The sequence below is a fragment of the Limnohabitans sp. Rim11 genome, assembly GCF_001269365.1.
Lineage (GTDB): Bacteria > Pseudomonadota > Gammaproteobacteria > Burkholderiales > Burkholderiaceae_C > Limnohabitans_A.
On record NZ_CXOM01000001.1, the window covers coordinates 483,582 to 497,572 of the forward strand.

General features: G+C 49.6%; 14 protein-coding genes. 9 read left to right on the top strand and 5 right to left on the bottom strand.

Annotated features, from left to right (window positions below; translation table 11 throughout):
• Nucleotides 1–25: 25 nt before the first annotated feature.
• Genes AMM03_RS02350 through AMM03_RS02360 form a run of 3 tightly spaced genes read left to right on the top strand, consistent with a single transcriptional unit; the run spans nucleotide 26 to nucleotide 2,657 of the window.
• Nucleotides 26–907 carry a branched-chain amino acid ABC transporter permease gene (locus tag AMM03_RS02350; protein ID WP_090128846.1) on the top strand — a complete coding sequence of 294 codons (882 nt, stop codon included), beginning with the start codon at nucleotides 26–28 and terminating at the stop codon, nucleotides 905–907.
• An 11-nt stretch (nucleotides 908–918) separates the two neighbouring features.
• Nucleotides 919–1,884, top strand: a complete 966-nt coding sequence (locus tag AMM03_RS02355) for a branched-chain amino acid ABC transporter permease (RefSeq protein WP_090128847.1) — start codon at nucleotides 919–921, stop codon at nucleotides 1,882–1,884.
• Between the two features lie 17 nt (nucleotides 1,885–1,901).
• Nucleotides 1,902–2,657 (top strand): SDR family NAD(P)-dependent oxidoreductase, encoded by a 756-nt coding sequence (locus AMM03_RS02360; protein ID WP_090128848.1) that lies wholly within the window; start codon nucleotides 1,902–1,904, stop codon nucleotides 2,655–2,657.
• A 54-nt stretch (nucleotides 2,658–2,711) separates the two neighbouring features.
• Here the strand turns inward: AMM03_RS02360 and AMM03_RS02365 are convergent, their stop codons facing one another.
• The 5 genes from AMM03_RS02365 to AMM03_RS02385 all read right to left on the bottom strand — a co-directional run bounded on the left by AMM03_RS02365 (nucleotide 2,712) and on the right by AMM03_RS02385 (nucleotide 7,785).
• On the bottom strand, nucleotides 2,712–3,938 hold the full coding sequence (locus tag AMM03_RS02365; protein ID WP_090128849.1) for an ABC transporter substrate-binding protein: 1,227 nt from the start codon (nucleotides 3,936–3,938) through the stop codon (nucleotides 2,712–2,714).
• A gap of 182 nt (nucleotides 3,939–4,120) precedes the next feature.
• A complete protein-coding gene (locus AMM03_RS02370) occupies nucleotides 4,121–5,098 on the bottom strand; it encodes a Bug family tripartite tricarboxylate transporter substrate binding protein (RefSeq protein WP_090128850.1) in 978 nt (325 codons plus the stop codon).
• A complete protein-coding gene (locus AMM03_RS02375; protein ID WP_090128851.1) occupies nucleotides 5,095–5,874 on the bottom strand; it encodes an SDR family NAD(P)-dependent oxidoreductase in 780 nt (259 codons plus the stop codon). Before AMM03_RS02375 ends, AMM03_RS02370 begins: the two co-directional genes overlap by 4 nt.
• 26 nt (nucleotides 5,875–5,900) lie before the next feature.
• Nucleotides 5,901–6,698 carry a flavin reductase family protein gene (locus tag AMM03_RS02380; RefSeq protein WP_090128852.1) on the bottom strand — a complete coding sequence of 266 codons (798 nt, stop codon included), beginning with the start codon at nucleotides 6,696–6,698 and terminating at the stop codon, nucleotides 5,901–5,903.
• A gap of 13 nt (nucleotides 6,699–6,711) precedes the next feature.
• Nucleotides 6,712–7,785 (bottom strand): LLM class flavin-dependent oxidoreductase, encoded by a 1,074-nt coding sequence (locus AMM03_RS02385; protein ID WP_090128853.1) that lies wholly within the window; start codon nucleotides 7,783–7,785, stop codon nucleotides 6,712–6,714.
• A 115-nt stretch (nucleotides 7,786–7,900) separates the two neighbouring features.
• On the opposite strand from AMM03_RS02385, the gene AMM03_RS02390 reads away from it, so the two are divergent.
• The 6 genes from AMM03_RS02390 (at nucleotide 7,901) to AMM03_RS02415 (ending at nucleotide 13,980) form a co-directional block, all read left to right on the top strand.
• Complete coding sequence (locus AMM03_RS02390) at nucleotides 7,901–8,866, top strand: LysR family transcriptional regulator (RefSeq protein ID WP_090128854.1); 966 nt, start codon at nucleotides 7,901–7,903, stop codon at nucleotides 8,864–8,866.
• Nucleotides 8,867–9,018: 152 nt separating this feature from the next.
• Entirely contained in the window at nucleotides 9,019–9,807 is a 789-nt protein-coding gene (locus AMM03_RS02395; RefSeq protein ID WP_369793657.1) for an enoyl-CoA hydratase/isomerase family protein, read from the top strand.
• 1 nt (nucleotide 9,808) lies between these two features.
• Entirely contained in the window at nucleotides 9,809–11,020 is a 1,212-nt protein-coding gene (locus AMM03_RS02400; protein WP_090128855.1) for an acyl-CoA dehydrogenase family protein, read from the top strand.
• The gene (locus tag AMM03_RS02405; RefSeq protein WP_090128856.1) at nucleotides 11,017–11,991 is read left to right on the top strand and encodes an acyl-CoA dehydrogenase family protein; all 975 of its coding nucleotides are present in this window, start codon (nucleotides 11,017–11,019) and stop codon (nucleotides 11,989–11,991) included. Before AMM03_RS02400 ends, AMM03_RS02405 begins: the two co-directional genes overlap by 4 nt.
• Nucleotides 11,976–12,743: an SDR family NAD(P)-dependent oxidoreductase gene (locus AMM03_RS02410; RefSeq protein WP_090129300.1), complete on the top strand. Its 768-nt coding sequence runs from the start codon at nucleotides 11,976–11,978 to the stop codon at nucleotides 12,741–12,743. The genes AMM03_RS02405 and AMM03_RS02410 overlap by 16 nt, the downstream gene beginning before the upstream one ends.
• 16 nt (nucleotides 12,744–12,759) lie before the next feature.
• Nucleotides 12,760–13,980 (top strand): SDR family NAD(P)-dependent oxidoreductase, encoded by a 1,221-nt coding sequence (locus AMM03_RS02415; RefSeq protein ID WP_090128857.1) that lies wholly within the window; start codon nucleotides 12,760–12,762, stop codon nucleotides 13,978–13,980.
• Nucleotides 13,981–13,991: the final 11 nt, after the last annotated feature.

The window sequence follows — 13,991 nt, forward strand, 5'->3', positions numbered from 1 at the left end:
ATCACTTCATCTTTGGATTAAGAAAATGGACACAATTTTTGGCGTACCGACCTCAGCCCTGGCCGGCCAAGTTTTTTTAGGACTGATCAACGGCTCTTTTTATGCCTTGATGAGTCTAGGCTTGGCCATCATTTTTGGTCTTTTGCATGTGGTCAATTTTGCGCATGGCGTGCAATACATGCTGGGCGCTTTGGTGGCTTGGGTGCTGCTGGATGTTTGGGGCTTGAGCTATTGGTGGGCATTGTTGCTTGCGCCAATGGTGGTGGGCTTGTCAGGCTTGTTCATTGAGCGTTTTTTCTTGCGTCATTTGTACCACCTCGATCATGTTTATGCCTTGCTTTTGACCGTCGGTATGGGTATCCTGATTGAAGGCTTGGTGAAGTACAAATTCGGCATCGGCGGACAGCCTTATCCCAACCCTTTGTTAGGCGGCGTTGATCTGAAGTTAACCTTTGTACCCTTGTATCGCCTGTGGGTCATTGTGGTGGCTTTGGTGGCTTGCTTGGGCACTTGGTATTTCATCGACCGCACCAAGCTGGGCTCATACTTGCGTGCAGCCAATGAGAATCCCAACTTGGTTCGAACCTTTGGTGTCAATGTGCCGCGCATGTTGATGCTGACCTACGCTTTTGCTGTGGCCTTGGCTGGCTTTAGTGGTGTGATGGCAGCGCCCATCTATCAGGTCAGCCCCTTTATGGGCAGCAATCTCATCATTGTGGTGTTTGCAGTGGTGGTCATTGGTGGCATGGGCTCTATCTTGGGCTCCATCGTGACTGGATTTGGCTTGGGTATCATTGAAGGACTGACCAAGGTGTTTTATCCCGAGGGCGCCAGCGTGGTCATTTTTGTTGTCATGATTCTCATGTTGGCCATTCGTCCTAACGGCCTATTTGGTCGCAGCCAGTGAAAGGTTCTCTGATGACATCTCTGACTTACAAACGATTCTTGTGGCTGTTAGTGGGGGCTGCGTTCTTGGTTGCACCCTTTGTCGCCTATCCCTTATTCATCATCAAAATGTTATGTGTTGCCTTGCTGGCAGCCTCTGTTAATTTTTTGGTAGGCTATGCAGGTTTGCTGTCATTTGGGCATGCAATGTTCTTTGGCTCTGCTGGCTACATTGCTGGTTATGTCTTAAAAACTTGGACGGGTGAAGGCCTCATTGGTGTACTGGCCGGTGTAGGTTGTTCGGCGCTCTTAGGGCTTGTGACTGGTATGTTGGCCATTCGCCGTCAGGGTGTTTATTTCTCAATGATTACGCTGGCTTTTGCGCAGGTGGTCTATTTCTTGGCTTTGCGTTTGCCATTCACGGGAGGTGAAGACGGTTTACAAAACGTTGCACGCCCCGTTTTTCTCGGCTTCATTGACACAACGGACAATCAAACACTTTACTTCGTCGCTTTGGCGCTAATTGGTTTTGGATTTTGGTGTATCTGGCGCATTGTTTATTCACCATTTGGCCAAGTACTCACCGCCATTCGAGACAACGAAGCCCGTGCCATCTCTTTGGGCTATCAGGTAAATCGTTACAAATTAATTGCCTTTACATTGTCCGCCGCTATTGCCGGATTGGCAGGCAGTGTCAAAGTTATTTCTTTTGGCTTGGCCTCACTGACCGATGTGGGGTGGGGTACCTCAGGTGACGCTTTGCTGATTTGCATTGTGGGCGGCATGCAAACTCTTTGGGGACCTTTGATTGGAGCTATTTTGATCGTCGCTTTAGAGCATTTGATGGTGTCATCACCTGAACTGATTCAAATTGTTCAAGGCTTGGTTTTTGTAGCTGTTGTGATGCTTTTCCGAAAAGGCATTGTGGGTCAATGGTTGGTTTGGTGGCGTGCACGTCAAGCCAATGCGGAGGCTACTAAATCTCATCACATTTCCTAATTCAGGAGAGTTTATAAATGGCTCAATTACTGACTGACAAAATTGCCTTAGTCACTGGTGCCGGAAGTGGCATTGGACAGGCAATCGCTGTGGCATATGCGAAAGAGGGCGCTAAGGTCATCATTACTGATCTTGATGTGTCAGGGTGTCATCAAACACTAGGAAAAGTAAAAGAAGCCGGTGGTCAAGGCTGGGTTTACGCACTGGATGTCACAGATGTTGCATCTGTGCAAAAGCTTGCTGATCAGGTCCAAGAAGAAGCTGGAAATATTGATATTCTGGTTAACAACGCAGGTGTCATTTTGCGTGAAGGTATAGACAGTCCTAACGCGCATGCAGTGATTCGAAAGGTCATGGACGTCAATTTGCTGGGTGTCTTCAATACCATTCATGCATGGTTGCCGGCTTTGAGAAAATCCCGTGGGTGTATTGTCAATATTTCCTCTGGTGCTGCATTTTTAGGTCAGCCTCGTGCTTTGGGTTACTCTGCTTCAAAGGGAGCCGTCAAAATGCTGACCCAATCGATGGCCGCCGATTTAGGTATTGATGGAATCAGGGTCAATGCCATAGCGCCAGGCGTTATCGTTACGCCCATGACGGATGCCACTCGATCAGATCCTCAGAGATTAGAGAAATTCATGGTTCGCATTCCCTTAGGACGTTTGGGGGAAGGACATGAAATTGCAGGTGCTGCCGTATTCTTGGCGTCAGACTTGGCAACTTATGTGACGGGTATCACGTTGCCGGTCGACGGCGGTATATTGGCCGTCTAATACAAATCATCTCAATGCGTCAGAGAGGTATGCCCTCTCTGACGCATTGATTATTTACTTCTTCGCAATAAAGTCACAACCACCGTCCGCCAATGGACGGAAAGCTTGCTCAGCTGGGATCTCACCTTTGATGTTGTAAAGGTCGTATTTGCTTTTTGACTCAGCCGGTGTTTTGACTTGAACAATGTAGACAGGTCGCATGGTTTGGCCGTCTTCACGAATGCGCACATTCTTCATCGAGAAGTCGTTGATAGGCGTGGCTTTCATTTTGGCCATGACCGCTTTGCCTTCATCGGTTCCTGCTGCTTGGACCGCTTTCAGGTAGTGCATGGTGGCGCTGTAGTTGCCTGCCATGATGTAGGTGGGCAGCACGCCCTTGTTACGCTCTAAGAAACGCTTGGTCCAAGCGCGTGTTTCATCGTTTTGATCCCAGTAGAAGGGCGCAGTAATTTGAAGTCCTTGCGCAACGTCAAGACCCATGGCACTGACGCTATTGATAGTCATTCCAAAAACGCTAACGGACTGGCCTTTTTTATTGATACCAAATTCTGCAGCTTGTTTGAGTGCGTTGCTCAAGTCAGCACCAGCATTCAACACCACAATGGCGTCAGCCTTGCTGGCTTGCGCTTGCATCAAATAGGACGAGAAGTCGGTTGTACCCAGAGGGTGCTTGACGGAACCTACCACTTTACCGCCTGCGGCTTCAATAAATTTAGTGCCTTCACCTTGGAGCGCTGCGCCAAAAGCGTAATCAACAGTTACGAAGAAGAAATTCTTGATGCCTTGTTTGACCATACTTTGCACGCCAGCCTTTGGCAAAGAATAAGTGTCTACCAGGAACTGAATATTCATGGGTGAGCAAGCTTTGCCTGTCAATGCATCTGTCACTGTACCCGCTACCAAATAGGGCTTGTTGGCTTGCTTCATCAGGTTACTAACGCTCAATGCAATGGAAGAAGCAGATCCGCCTAAGATGGCGTCGACGTTGTCTTTTTCGATCCACTGACGAGCAAGGTTGGTACCGATATCAGGTTTGTTTTGATCATCCGCCACAACCAGCTCAATGTTTTTACCCAAAACTTTGCCACCGAAATCTTCAATGGCCATTCGCGCTGCAATGACAGAGCCTGGACCGCCGTTGGCAGCGTAGGGGCCATTCAAGTCGCCCATGATGCCAATTCGAACTACATCGTTGGATACCTGTGCTTGGGCACCGGTTGCGCACAAGATAGCAAGGCCCACCGCAGAGGCTAGGCTAGATATGCGGAATAAGCGATTCATGGTTGTCTCCTGAAAATGGAATTTAAAAATCTAAACTTGCCTATCGGCATGCAATCAATTTGTTTTTTACATGCCGACCGGTAAGTAGAGCAAATACTATCACTCAAGTATTTGCTTCGCAAGATAAACCAGCAAGCTATTTGATAGGGTTTACCTTGATTCTTAGCTCCTGGAAGGGCTCGTCAATCAAGTCGAATGTTGCGCGAGCGGATCAAAGGGCCCCAGCGCGTCAGCTCGCTTTGAAGATAGTTGGCAAATTCGGTTCGGGTCATGCTACGCACATCGACACCCGTGCGCATCAACGCCTCCCGGACTTCTTTGTTATCTACCACGGTTTTCATGTCATTGAAGATTTTTTGCTGAATGTTTTCAGGGGTGCTGGTGGGAATGAAAATACCAAACCAACCACCTGCCATGAATTGACTGAGGGCAGGAATGCCTGCTTGGCTAATGGCGGGAACTTTGGGTAAGCGTGGATTGGGTTGATCGTAGCCGTGGCCAAGAACTTTGAGTTTGCCAGTGGCCACATGCGACATGGTGGCTGGCGAGTCAAACAAAGCGTCTACTTGGCCGCCCAACAAATCATTGATGGCTGGGCCATTACCGCGGTAGGGAACGTGCACGATTTGCAGGCCGGCCATGTCGGCAAATTGCTCGGCTGCGATGTGTGGGCTCGATGCATTGCCTGAAGACGCAAAGGTGAGTTTGCCGGGGTTGGCTTTGCCATAGGCAATCAGTTCTGACAAATTGTTGACAGGCAGGTTTGCCCTGACGTAGAGCACGCTAGGGCTGTCTGCCACCATGAACAAAGGTGTGAGTGCTTTGGGGTCGTAGGGCAAATTGGGCATCATGATTTGATTGCCAATGAAGCCAAACGCCGTCATGAGCAATGTGTGACCATCGCCTGTTGCGCGAGCGACGGCGGCCGTACCAATGGTGGTTCCACCCCCTGCGCGGTTTTCCACAATGACCGTTTGGTTCCATTTTTCTGTCAGGCGAGGTGCCAGCACCCGGGCCAGCACATCGGTCAATCCACCCGCCACATAGGGGACCACCAAAGAGACAGATTTGCTTGGGAATGTTGGCTGGACTTGTGCATAAGCTTTGGGGATGAGGCCACTGCTGACAATGCTCAATAGAAGTAAGTTGCGTCGTTTCATGTTCCGTACAAATTGGTTAAAGAGGCTTTTAAAAAACCACCGTCTACAACGATGTCTTGGCCATTGACATAAATGGACGCATTGCAAGCTAAAAATCCGACCGCGTCTGCAATGTCTTGGGGTTGTCCAATGCGCCTAGTGGGGATGCTGTTGATGCGTTGCTGTTTCTTTTCTGGATCACGGTAATAGCCCTCGGACAGTGGCGTCAAAATCATGCCTGGGCTGATGGCATTGGTTCTGATACCGCGAGGTCCCCATTCCACAGCCATTTGGCGGGTTAAGCCCAAAAGCCCCGATTTGGTGGGCCCATAAGCACCGATCTTGGTGGCCACTTGTGCCGCAATGGATGAGACATTGACGATGCTGCCAGATTGACGCTCAAACATCATGGGCACCAAGGCCTGTGCGCACAGCAATGCGCCACGCAGATTGATATTGAACATTTTGTCCCAGAGATCGATCGGAAAATCTTCCAATGCGACAGGATTAGCACCCACTGCCGCATTGTTGACCAACACATCACATCTGCCAAAACGAGTTTGAACAAACTGACCCATCTTGGCAACTGCATCGGGATTGCCTATATCGCACTGAACCTGAATCCCTTGCTCTGATTCTTCTGGCGTTTCACCATAACTCACATCAACCATCACCACCGTAGCGCCCATTTGTTTGAGTTGCTCGCAAATGGACAGACCCAAACCACCTGCAGCGCCTGTGACGACGGCGACTTGGTTAACAAGGGCATTGGTATCAAAACTGTTGGGTGTACTCATGTTTATTTGTTTAAGCTCGTATTTGATCAGTTTACAAATTCTGTAGCGAGAAGGTGTGTGCTGGCGTTGAAGTTAACCATTGGATTGCCGTAGGCATGCGAAGATTTCTGAACTTTGCCGACGATCAGAAAGTGAGTACCTAATTTTTGCGTCAAAACAATCTCACAGTCAAGACTGGCGAGGGCATTTTGAAGAACGGGTACCTCTTGTTCATTGAGCTGCCAATGACCTGTGTTGAATCGAGCGGTGCCCTGAGGCTGCTGCAAAAAAACGGACATCAGGTCTCTGTGATCTTCACCCAATATGTTTGCAACGAATCGGCCGCTTTTCAATAGCGTGGTATGGATCGATGAGTTTTGATGGGCAAAAAAGCCGACCATGGGCGGATCGGCGGAAACAGAAGTAAGGCTTGAGACAATCATGCCTGCAACATCGCTGTTAAAGGCTGTCGTGATTGCGGCAATGCCTGCAGGCAAAGCTCGCATGGCCGCTTTGAAGTCGTCCGCAGAGATCAAGGCCTCATTTTTTTTGACAATCAGATGCGCTCGAATCTCCCCTGACGCGTTGACCCAACCCTTCTTCGCAGCGTAGTTCAACATGGCAGAAAAGCCAGCTTCCCATTCGGTTTCACCTGCATGCCCTGACAGGAAACGCAGCACCGAAGGTGTCAATCGCACATGGTCATTACCCTCACTATGGCCAATTCGGGCAATGGCTTGAGCCAGTTTTTCGGGCGATTGAGGATCGACCAAAACATCCAATTGATTGAAGACGGTGGGGTAAAGCAGGGTGACTGCCCCTGCATTAGTCAGGTGAACTTGCATTGATCAAGCCAACTCAAGCTTCGGTGTCAGCCAGGTCTTTTTGCCCAATTTCTTTGCGAATGGCTGGAATGATTCTTTCGCCCCAAAGCTCAATTTGTTTGAGCATGGTTTTTTGATCAAAGTCACCAAGCTGTGTTTGCAGTGCAATGTGTTTGGGTCTAAGGATGCTGATTTCTTCTAGCATTTTGTCGATGACCTGATTGACAGAGCCGACCGGCAGATTTTTCTTCATTTGCTCAAATGTGGGGTCAGTGTCTGAAGGCTTCTCTTGGATCATGTAGCCATCTTCAGATTGCGCACGGCGAAATTTAAGGCTCTCAGAAATGCGGCGTTGGAATCGTGCATTGTCTAAAAACGAATCAATCTCAGACATGTTGTCTGAGGCATATGCGCAGCGTAAAAATCCAAACTTCAAATCTCGGTCTACATCCTTACCATTTTCTTGGGCGACTTTGTCCAATCGACCCCTTAGTTCTGTAATGGCCTGGTTGCCGTTTAGCAAGGCTGTGACGAACAGGTTATGGTTTTCCCGCATGGCTCTGGCAAAGGTCACCGGATTTCCTGATGTGATCCAGATGGGCGGAATCGGATCTTGTACGCAACGTACCGCGATTGAACTTGGCAAAACTTTGAGATGCTTGCCCTCATATTCAAAAATCTTTTGAGTCAGAGCCTTGGGGATGATGTCTAAAAATTCGTTGAAGATGGCGCCAGATTCGGCAATGTTCACCCCAAATCTTTCGAATTCAAACTCTTGATAGCCTGAGCCAATGCCTAAATCCAATCTGCCATTGGAGACCGTGTCCACAAAACCAACTTCTGCTAAGAAGCGGGCGGGGTGATACAGAGGCAAAATGCAGACCGCTGTACCAAGTCGAATGCGTTTGGTTTTGGCGGCCATGTGCGCCACCATCATCAAAGGCGAGGGCGACAGCGAATAATTGTTGAAGTGGTGCTCGGCATACCAAGCGGTATTAAAGCCCGCTTGTTCTGCAACCACAGTCTGTTCGATCGAATTGCTGATGACCTGTTGCGAAGTCTGATGGTAGCCACGTTGCTGGGCCAGAATAAACACACCAAATTGCATGACTTGTCTCCGTTTGTTGAAATGAGTGATTGAACTGTGGGAGATTTTGAGGTATCGTTTTCCGAACTGGAATAGCGAAAATTCGCGATTCTGTGCTGCAGAAAATGGAGTAATCATGGATCGCTTACGTGCGATGGAATTGTTTCTGTCGGTGTCTCAAACCAAGAGTTTTTCAGAAACTGCGCGTCAATTTGGTATTTCTGCAACCGCGGTATCCCGGGCGGTGACTGAATTTGAAATTACCTTGAACGCCAAGCTTTTGTTACGTTCTACGCGGCAGGTGGTCCTCACTGAATCGGGGCAGGAGTATGCAGAACAGCTCGAGGGCTTGCTGTTAAATATCAAAGACTTACATCACAACATCACCGAAATCAGGGCTGCGCCTAAGGGCTTATTGCGTGTGCATTCTCGAATGATGTTTGGTTTGCGTGTGCTGCCAGCTTTGATTGCCCAATTTCGTCAAAAGTACCCCGAGATTCACATTGAGTTGACCTTGTCTGAAAAACCAATTGATCTAAGGCGAAATCAGATCGACGTTGATTTTAGAATTTCTCCACCTGCCGAGGCCGGCATCAAGCGGCGCAGGTTGTTTCACAGCGAGCGCTATTTGGTAGCCGCCCCCAAATACTTGGCCAACCATTCACTCGTCAATCTTCCGGAAGATATTTCTCAGCACGATTGTCTGGCATACATGCGACCGGGCGAACAATATGCTTGGCACTTTTGTCACACCTTGGATAAAGACATCGAGACGGTGTATTTCAAACCACGACATGTTTCCAACAATGGCATGGCTTTGTTGGAACTAGCGCGTTTGGGCGAGGGTATTGCACTGCTGGATGACTACACCGTGCAATATGACTTGTCGCAAGGATCTTTGGTTCGCTTATTGCCAGGCATCCGCATCAGCAATGCCACGTTTGAGGAGGGCATGTACGCCACTATCCTCGATACCACTATGGTGCCAACCAAGATCAGATTGTTCTTGGATTTTGTGTCCGAACGCGTGGCAGGAGAGTCTTTGCGTTTTGCAGCTGCACAAACTTCTTCCATTCAGGGTGAAGCCCATTCAGTGGTCTGAAGAAGTCAGTTGCCGCTTTGATTCTGCTGCGAATCGCAGAACACATTCAACCATTGAGTATGTAATCTAAAAGTTCTGCGTTCATAGAATGGCACATCACCCTAGGGCCCTCGGCAAAGGGTGGGGACGTTTCAACTGGAGACAAACAAATCATGAAGCATGTGAACCCTATGACGGCGCAGTGCCTTCGCGTGGATGTTGCTGACGGCGTGGCCTTGGTGACTTTGGACCGTCCACCCGTCAATGCACTCAACCGAGAGATGAGATACCAAATCGTCGCGACCTTCGATGAAATATCTGCCCGTGATGATGTGCAATGTGCCGTCTTGACGGGACAGGGTTCTGTATTTTGCGCAGGCGCAGATTTAAAAGACCGTCCTGATGATGAGGTTCCTGGAGATTTTCTGGAGCACAACCGAATTACCCGTGAAACCGGCAATGCCATACGCGAGTGCGCAAAACCTGTGATTGCTGCTGTCAACGGTGCGGCTCTGGGTGCGGGATTGGGTTTGGTTGCAGCCTGCGATATTTTGTACGCCTCCGAAAATGCCACTTTTGGGATGCCCGAGATCAACGTGGGTTTGGCCGGGGGGGCATCCATGTTGCGAACCTTGTTTGGCAGATCAACAACTCGGCGTATGTTTTTTTCGGGACAACGGCTGACAGCTGCTGACCTGCTGCGCAGAAATGTGATTGAAGATGTACTGCCACCAGATAGGCTGTTGCCGGTCACGATGGAATTGGCTCTTGAAATTGCATCAAAATCGCCGCTGGCACTGATGTATGCCAAGCGGGCCACCAACATGGTCGATGTGATGCCACAGCGAGATGCCTATCGTTTTGAGCAGGAATTTACATTGGCACTTTCCAAAACGGAAGATGCGCGGGAAGCCCGAATGGCATTTCTTGAGAAGCGTAAGCCAGTGTTCAAAGGGCGCTGAAATGGGCGCCCCCGATATTCTCAATGCGACCCCGCCTGACCCTCAAGTCGGGCGGCACGTTTACAGGCAGCATGCGCATGAATGGTTAATTGCCAATTTACCCAATCACATGCGCGCCAATCAATTGGACTACCGAACGCCGACGCTGACAGAGTGTCGTGATTGGGAGTTGGCCATGTACAGGGCAGGCTTGGCGGGGATGACATGGCCTCAGGTTTATGGGGGCCATGGCCTGAGCTTGCGAGAGCACTTGGCAGTCAACAAAGAAATTGGTGCCTTGCTGATGCCGGAAAGTGTCAGTTCCATTGGCAAGGAATTGGTCGGTCCTATCATCATGGCGATTGGCACAGAGAATCAAAAACAAAAATTTCTGCCCGCCATCTTGCGCATGGAAAATTATTGGTGCCAAGGATTTTCTGAACCCGATGCCGGTTCCGATTTGGCAAGATTGAGAACGCGTGCAGTTCAGGATGGCGCCCATTGGCGAATCGATGGCCAAAAAATTTGGACCAGTGGTGCTGCGAAAGCCAACTATTGCCTGCTGTTAACTCGAACTGGCACCGTGGCAGATGCGCACCGCGGCATGTTGATGTTTGCGGTTCCTATGAATACGCCTGGTATCCGGGTGGTTCCCATTCGGTCGATTGACAACAAAGAATCCTTTGCAGAAGTTTTTTTTGACAATGTCATTGTTCCAGATAGCGCGCGTTTAGGCGAACCCGATCAGGGGTGGAACACGGCTGTTCGCGTTCTCTCAATCGAGCGTGCCACCAACCGAATGTATCGGCCATGGCGTTTTGAGAGCGAATTGCGACACTTGGTGCAGGCCTGTCAGTCTGATCGTGTTTTATCGGCGCATCTCAAAGAAAGCTATTTCCAACGACGAGTTGGCGAGGTGCTCGGTCAAATCGATAACCTCAAAGGCTTGGTTGAAAGAACGGTAGACACGATGATGGCAGGCCAAGAAATTGGAACGAAAGGATCGTTGACCAAGTTGTATTGGTCTGAATGCCATCAAGCGTTTGCTTCTTTTGCTTTGGAGATGACCTCGCGAGTCAATCCGTCTTCCAGTCCGCATGCTAGACGTGCACGCCAGGCGTTTACAGCGGCCTACTTATTCTCGAGAGCAGAAACGATTTATGCTGGAACCACTGAGGTGCAATTGGATGTCATTGCGCAGCGTATCTTAAAACTGCCGAAGGAACTTTCATGAGCGCACAAGACGATACCCTTCGACCTGAGGAGTTTGCTGAGGCATCACTTGCAGTGATTGAAAACGCACTTGGAAAGCCTGCATCCGAAACAGCTCTGTTACTGGCGCAAGCGGGTTTGATGGGCGTATGTGTACCAGAGGCTCAGGGTGGGCTAGGCCTGGACATTGCTTTTGCAGTCCCGTTGGCGCATGCCGCAGGAAAGTTGCGTTTTCAGTTTCCGCTGATTGAACAAGTCTTGATGGCCAAAGCATTGTCTGGCACATCACACGGTGAGCTTTTGGCAACAGGTGAAAAATTAGCCGGCATTGCATTTCAGGGTCAACTTATGCAAGGCTGGGTAGGCGGCGCACGTCATGCTAATTTGTGTGATTGGGTGTTGGTGTTTGAAGGTCAGGAGGCTGTCCTGGTCAGTATGTCGGATGTATCGATCGAAGAAGATCAATCGCTGGACCCTGATTATCCTCAACATTGGCTGGAAGCCTGCAACGCCCAAGTGATACTGCGTTTAGATGCCGCAAAGTGTGAGGCCCTTTGGCGTGACGCCCAAATTTTGATGTCGGCCTGGGTCAATGGTGCCGCTGAAGGGGCATTTGAAGATACGGCCTCGTATCTTTCGACCCGTGTTCAGTTTGGCCGCCCCCTGACTGCCAAACAAGCTGTTCGGCACACCTTCTCTCGAATGAAATTGGCACAAGAGGCCACTGCGGCTGCGATTCAACGTGTTTTATCAAGCAACGAGCTTGGACAAGTCAGGACTGTCGATGCTGTCTTTGTCAGTGCCATTCAAAATGCCACTTGGGTGATTGAAAAAGCCATTCATTTACAGGGTGGAATGGGTTTTACCTGGGACGTTCCTTTGCATTATGCGTTGAGAGAAGTTCGCAAAATCGAGGCCATGTTTGGGTCATCTGAATTGGCCATTCGTACAGGTCGCGAATGGATAGAGGCAAATTCATGCACACAACTTTGAGAGATTTTGAAGGCAAAGTGGCCTTGGTCACGGGTGCTGGCAATGGCATTGGCAAAGAGACGGCCTTCCAATTGGCTGTGCGTGGAGCGATCGTAGGCGTGAACGATCTCAAGCCAGAGTTTGTCCTTCCAGTGGTGGAGGCCATTGTCCAGTCGGGTGGTCAAGCATTTGCAGTCATTCAAAACATTGCAAGCCGGGAGGGCATCACAGCGGCTGTTGAGCAAGCACATCAGAAACATGGACGCTTGGATATTCTGATCAATAACGCTGCGTGGGTGCGTTACCAATCCCTTCCTGACATCCTTCCTGAAACCATGGATCGAATGCTGGACGTGGGGTTTAAGTCGGTCATCTGGGGCATGCAAGCTGCCTCGAATTTGATGGACCCGATCAGAGGCGGTGCGATTGTCAATGTGGCGTCGACAGCGGCATTGCGCTCTGCGCCAAATTCAGTGGTTTATTCAGGTATCAAAGCCGGCATTCTGGGGGTAACCCGAGCCGCCGCTGCCGAGTTGGGTTCTCGCCATATTCGCGTGAATGCAGTCTGTCCATCGGCTGTGCCCACTGAAGGGACACAGCGCAACCGAAATGCTGAACGCGATGCGCAAAGAGCCGCGCACACCCCTTTAGGGCGATTGGGAACGGTAGAAGACATTGCCAAAGGAATTTGTTTCTTAGCAAGTGATCAAGCCAACTTCATGACAGCGCAAGCCATGGTGCTTGATGGCGGCGTCACTTTCACCAACCTATGAAGTTCTAACTTGTCGAATGAATAACCTAACAGTGATGATCACAGGTGCTGCGTCTGGCATTGGCCTCGCCACTGCACATTTTTTTGCTGAAAAGAATTGGCGTTGCATTTTGGTGGACTGTGATGAAGTTAAATTGCGCGACTTGTCAAAAGCTTTGCCAAATCCAACAGAGGGTTTTCATTCATTCGAATGTTTGGATTTAACCTCGACCCAAGACATTGCGGCGCTAGCATCCAGAGTCACAAGTTTAGACGTATTGATCAATAATGCTGGCATCACAGATTCATTGAATGTACCATTGGTCAATCAAACTGAGGCCAATTTCAGATCGCTTTTGAAATTGAATTTGCAAGTTCCAGCGGATCTGACGCAGGCTTTGAATGCATCTCTAAAACCAGGCGCTCACATTATTAATGTAGCCTCCGGTGCAGGCTTGAAGGCCATTCCTTGGCGAGGAGCGTACAGCACCAGCAAAGCGGGTTTGATTGCACAAACTCAGGCCCTTGCAAAGGCCCGGCCCGATCTTTGTGTCACCGTACTTTGTCCTGGCTTTGTTAGAACCGATTTGGTTGAACGCTTGATCGCATCAGGCCGTTTGAAAGTTGAAGCTGCAGTTGCCAAAATCCCATTGGGCAGAATTGCTACACCGGATGAAATGGCTGAAGCGCTTTATTTTTTGGCGACTCCGGCCGCTGTTCAATTGTCGGGCCAACAAATCTGTGTAGACGGTGGGTCTTCCGTTTTTGGTGGTAGTCAGCCTTATGCAACAGCGGCGCATGCACCACGGTCGTCGAACACACCACTGGCGTTGAATGTAAAAGGCGGTGAGGTCTCTGATTGGCTACCTCCAAGCACTTTGAACGCAGAGTCACCATATCTAGCATGTTTAAATTTGAGTTTGATGTCACTCAAGCCAGAACAAGCCTTAAATCAATTGTGCCAAGTAGCAACTGAATTTGCCAATGAATTTACAGCACAAGCCAGTCTGACAGTTTTGATTCCTTTGCGATTGGGTGAGTCATGGCAAGATGCTGGTCACAATGCAGCAATCCGCATGTTGATTTCAAGCTTGGCCTGTGAGTGGGGACCGCAATCCTTGCGCATCAATGCACTAGAAATTCCTTCGAGCATGAGCGCATGCGATGTCGCGCCGGTGGTCCATTTTCTGGCAGGCGCTAGCGCTCAGTACATCACAGGTCAGACCTGGGTGTTAAATCCACCCACTAAAAAGACATGAATTCATTGAGC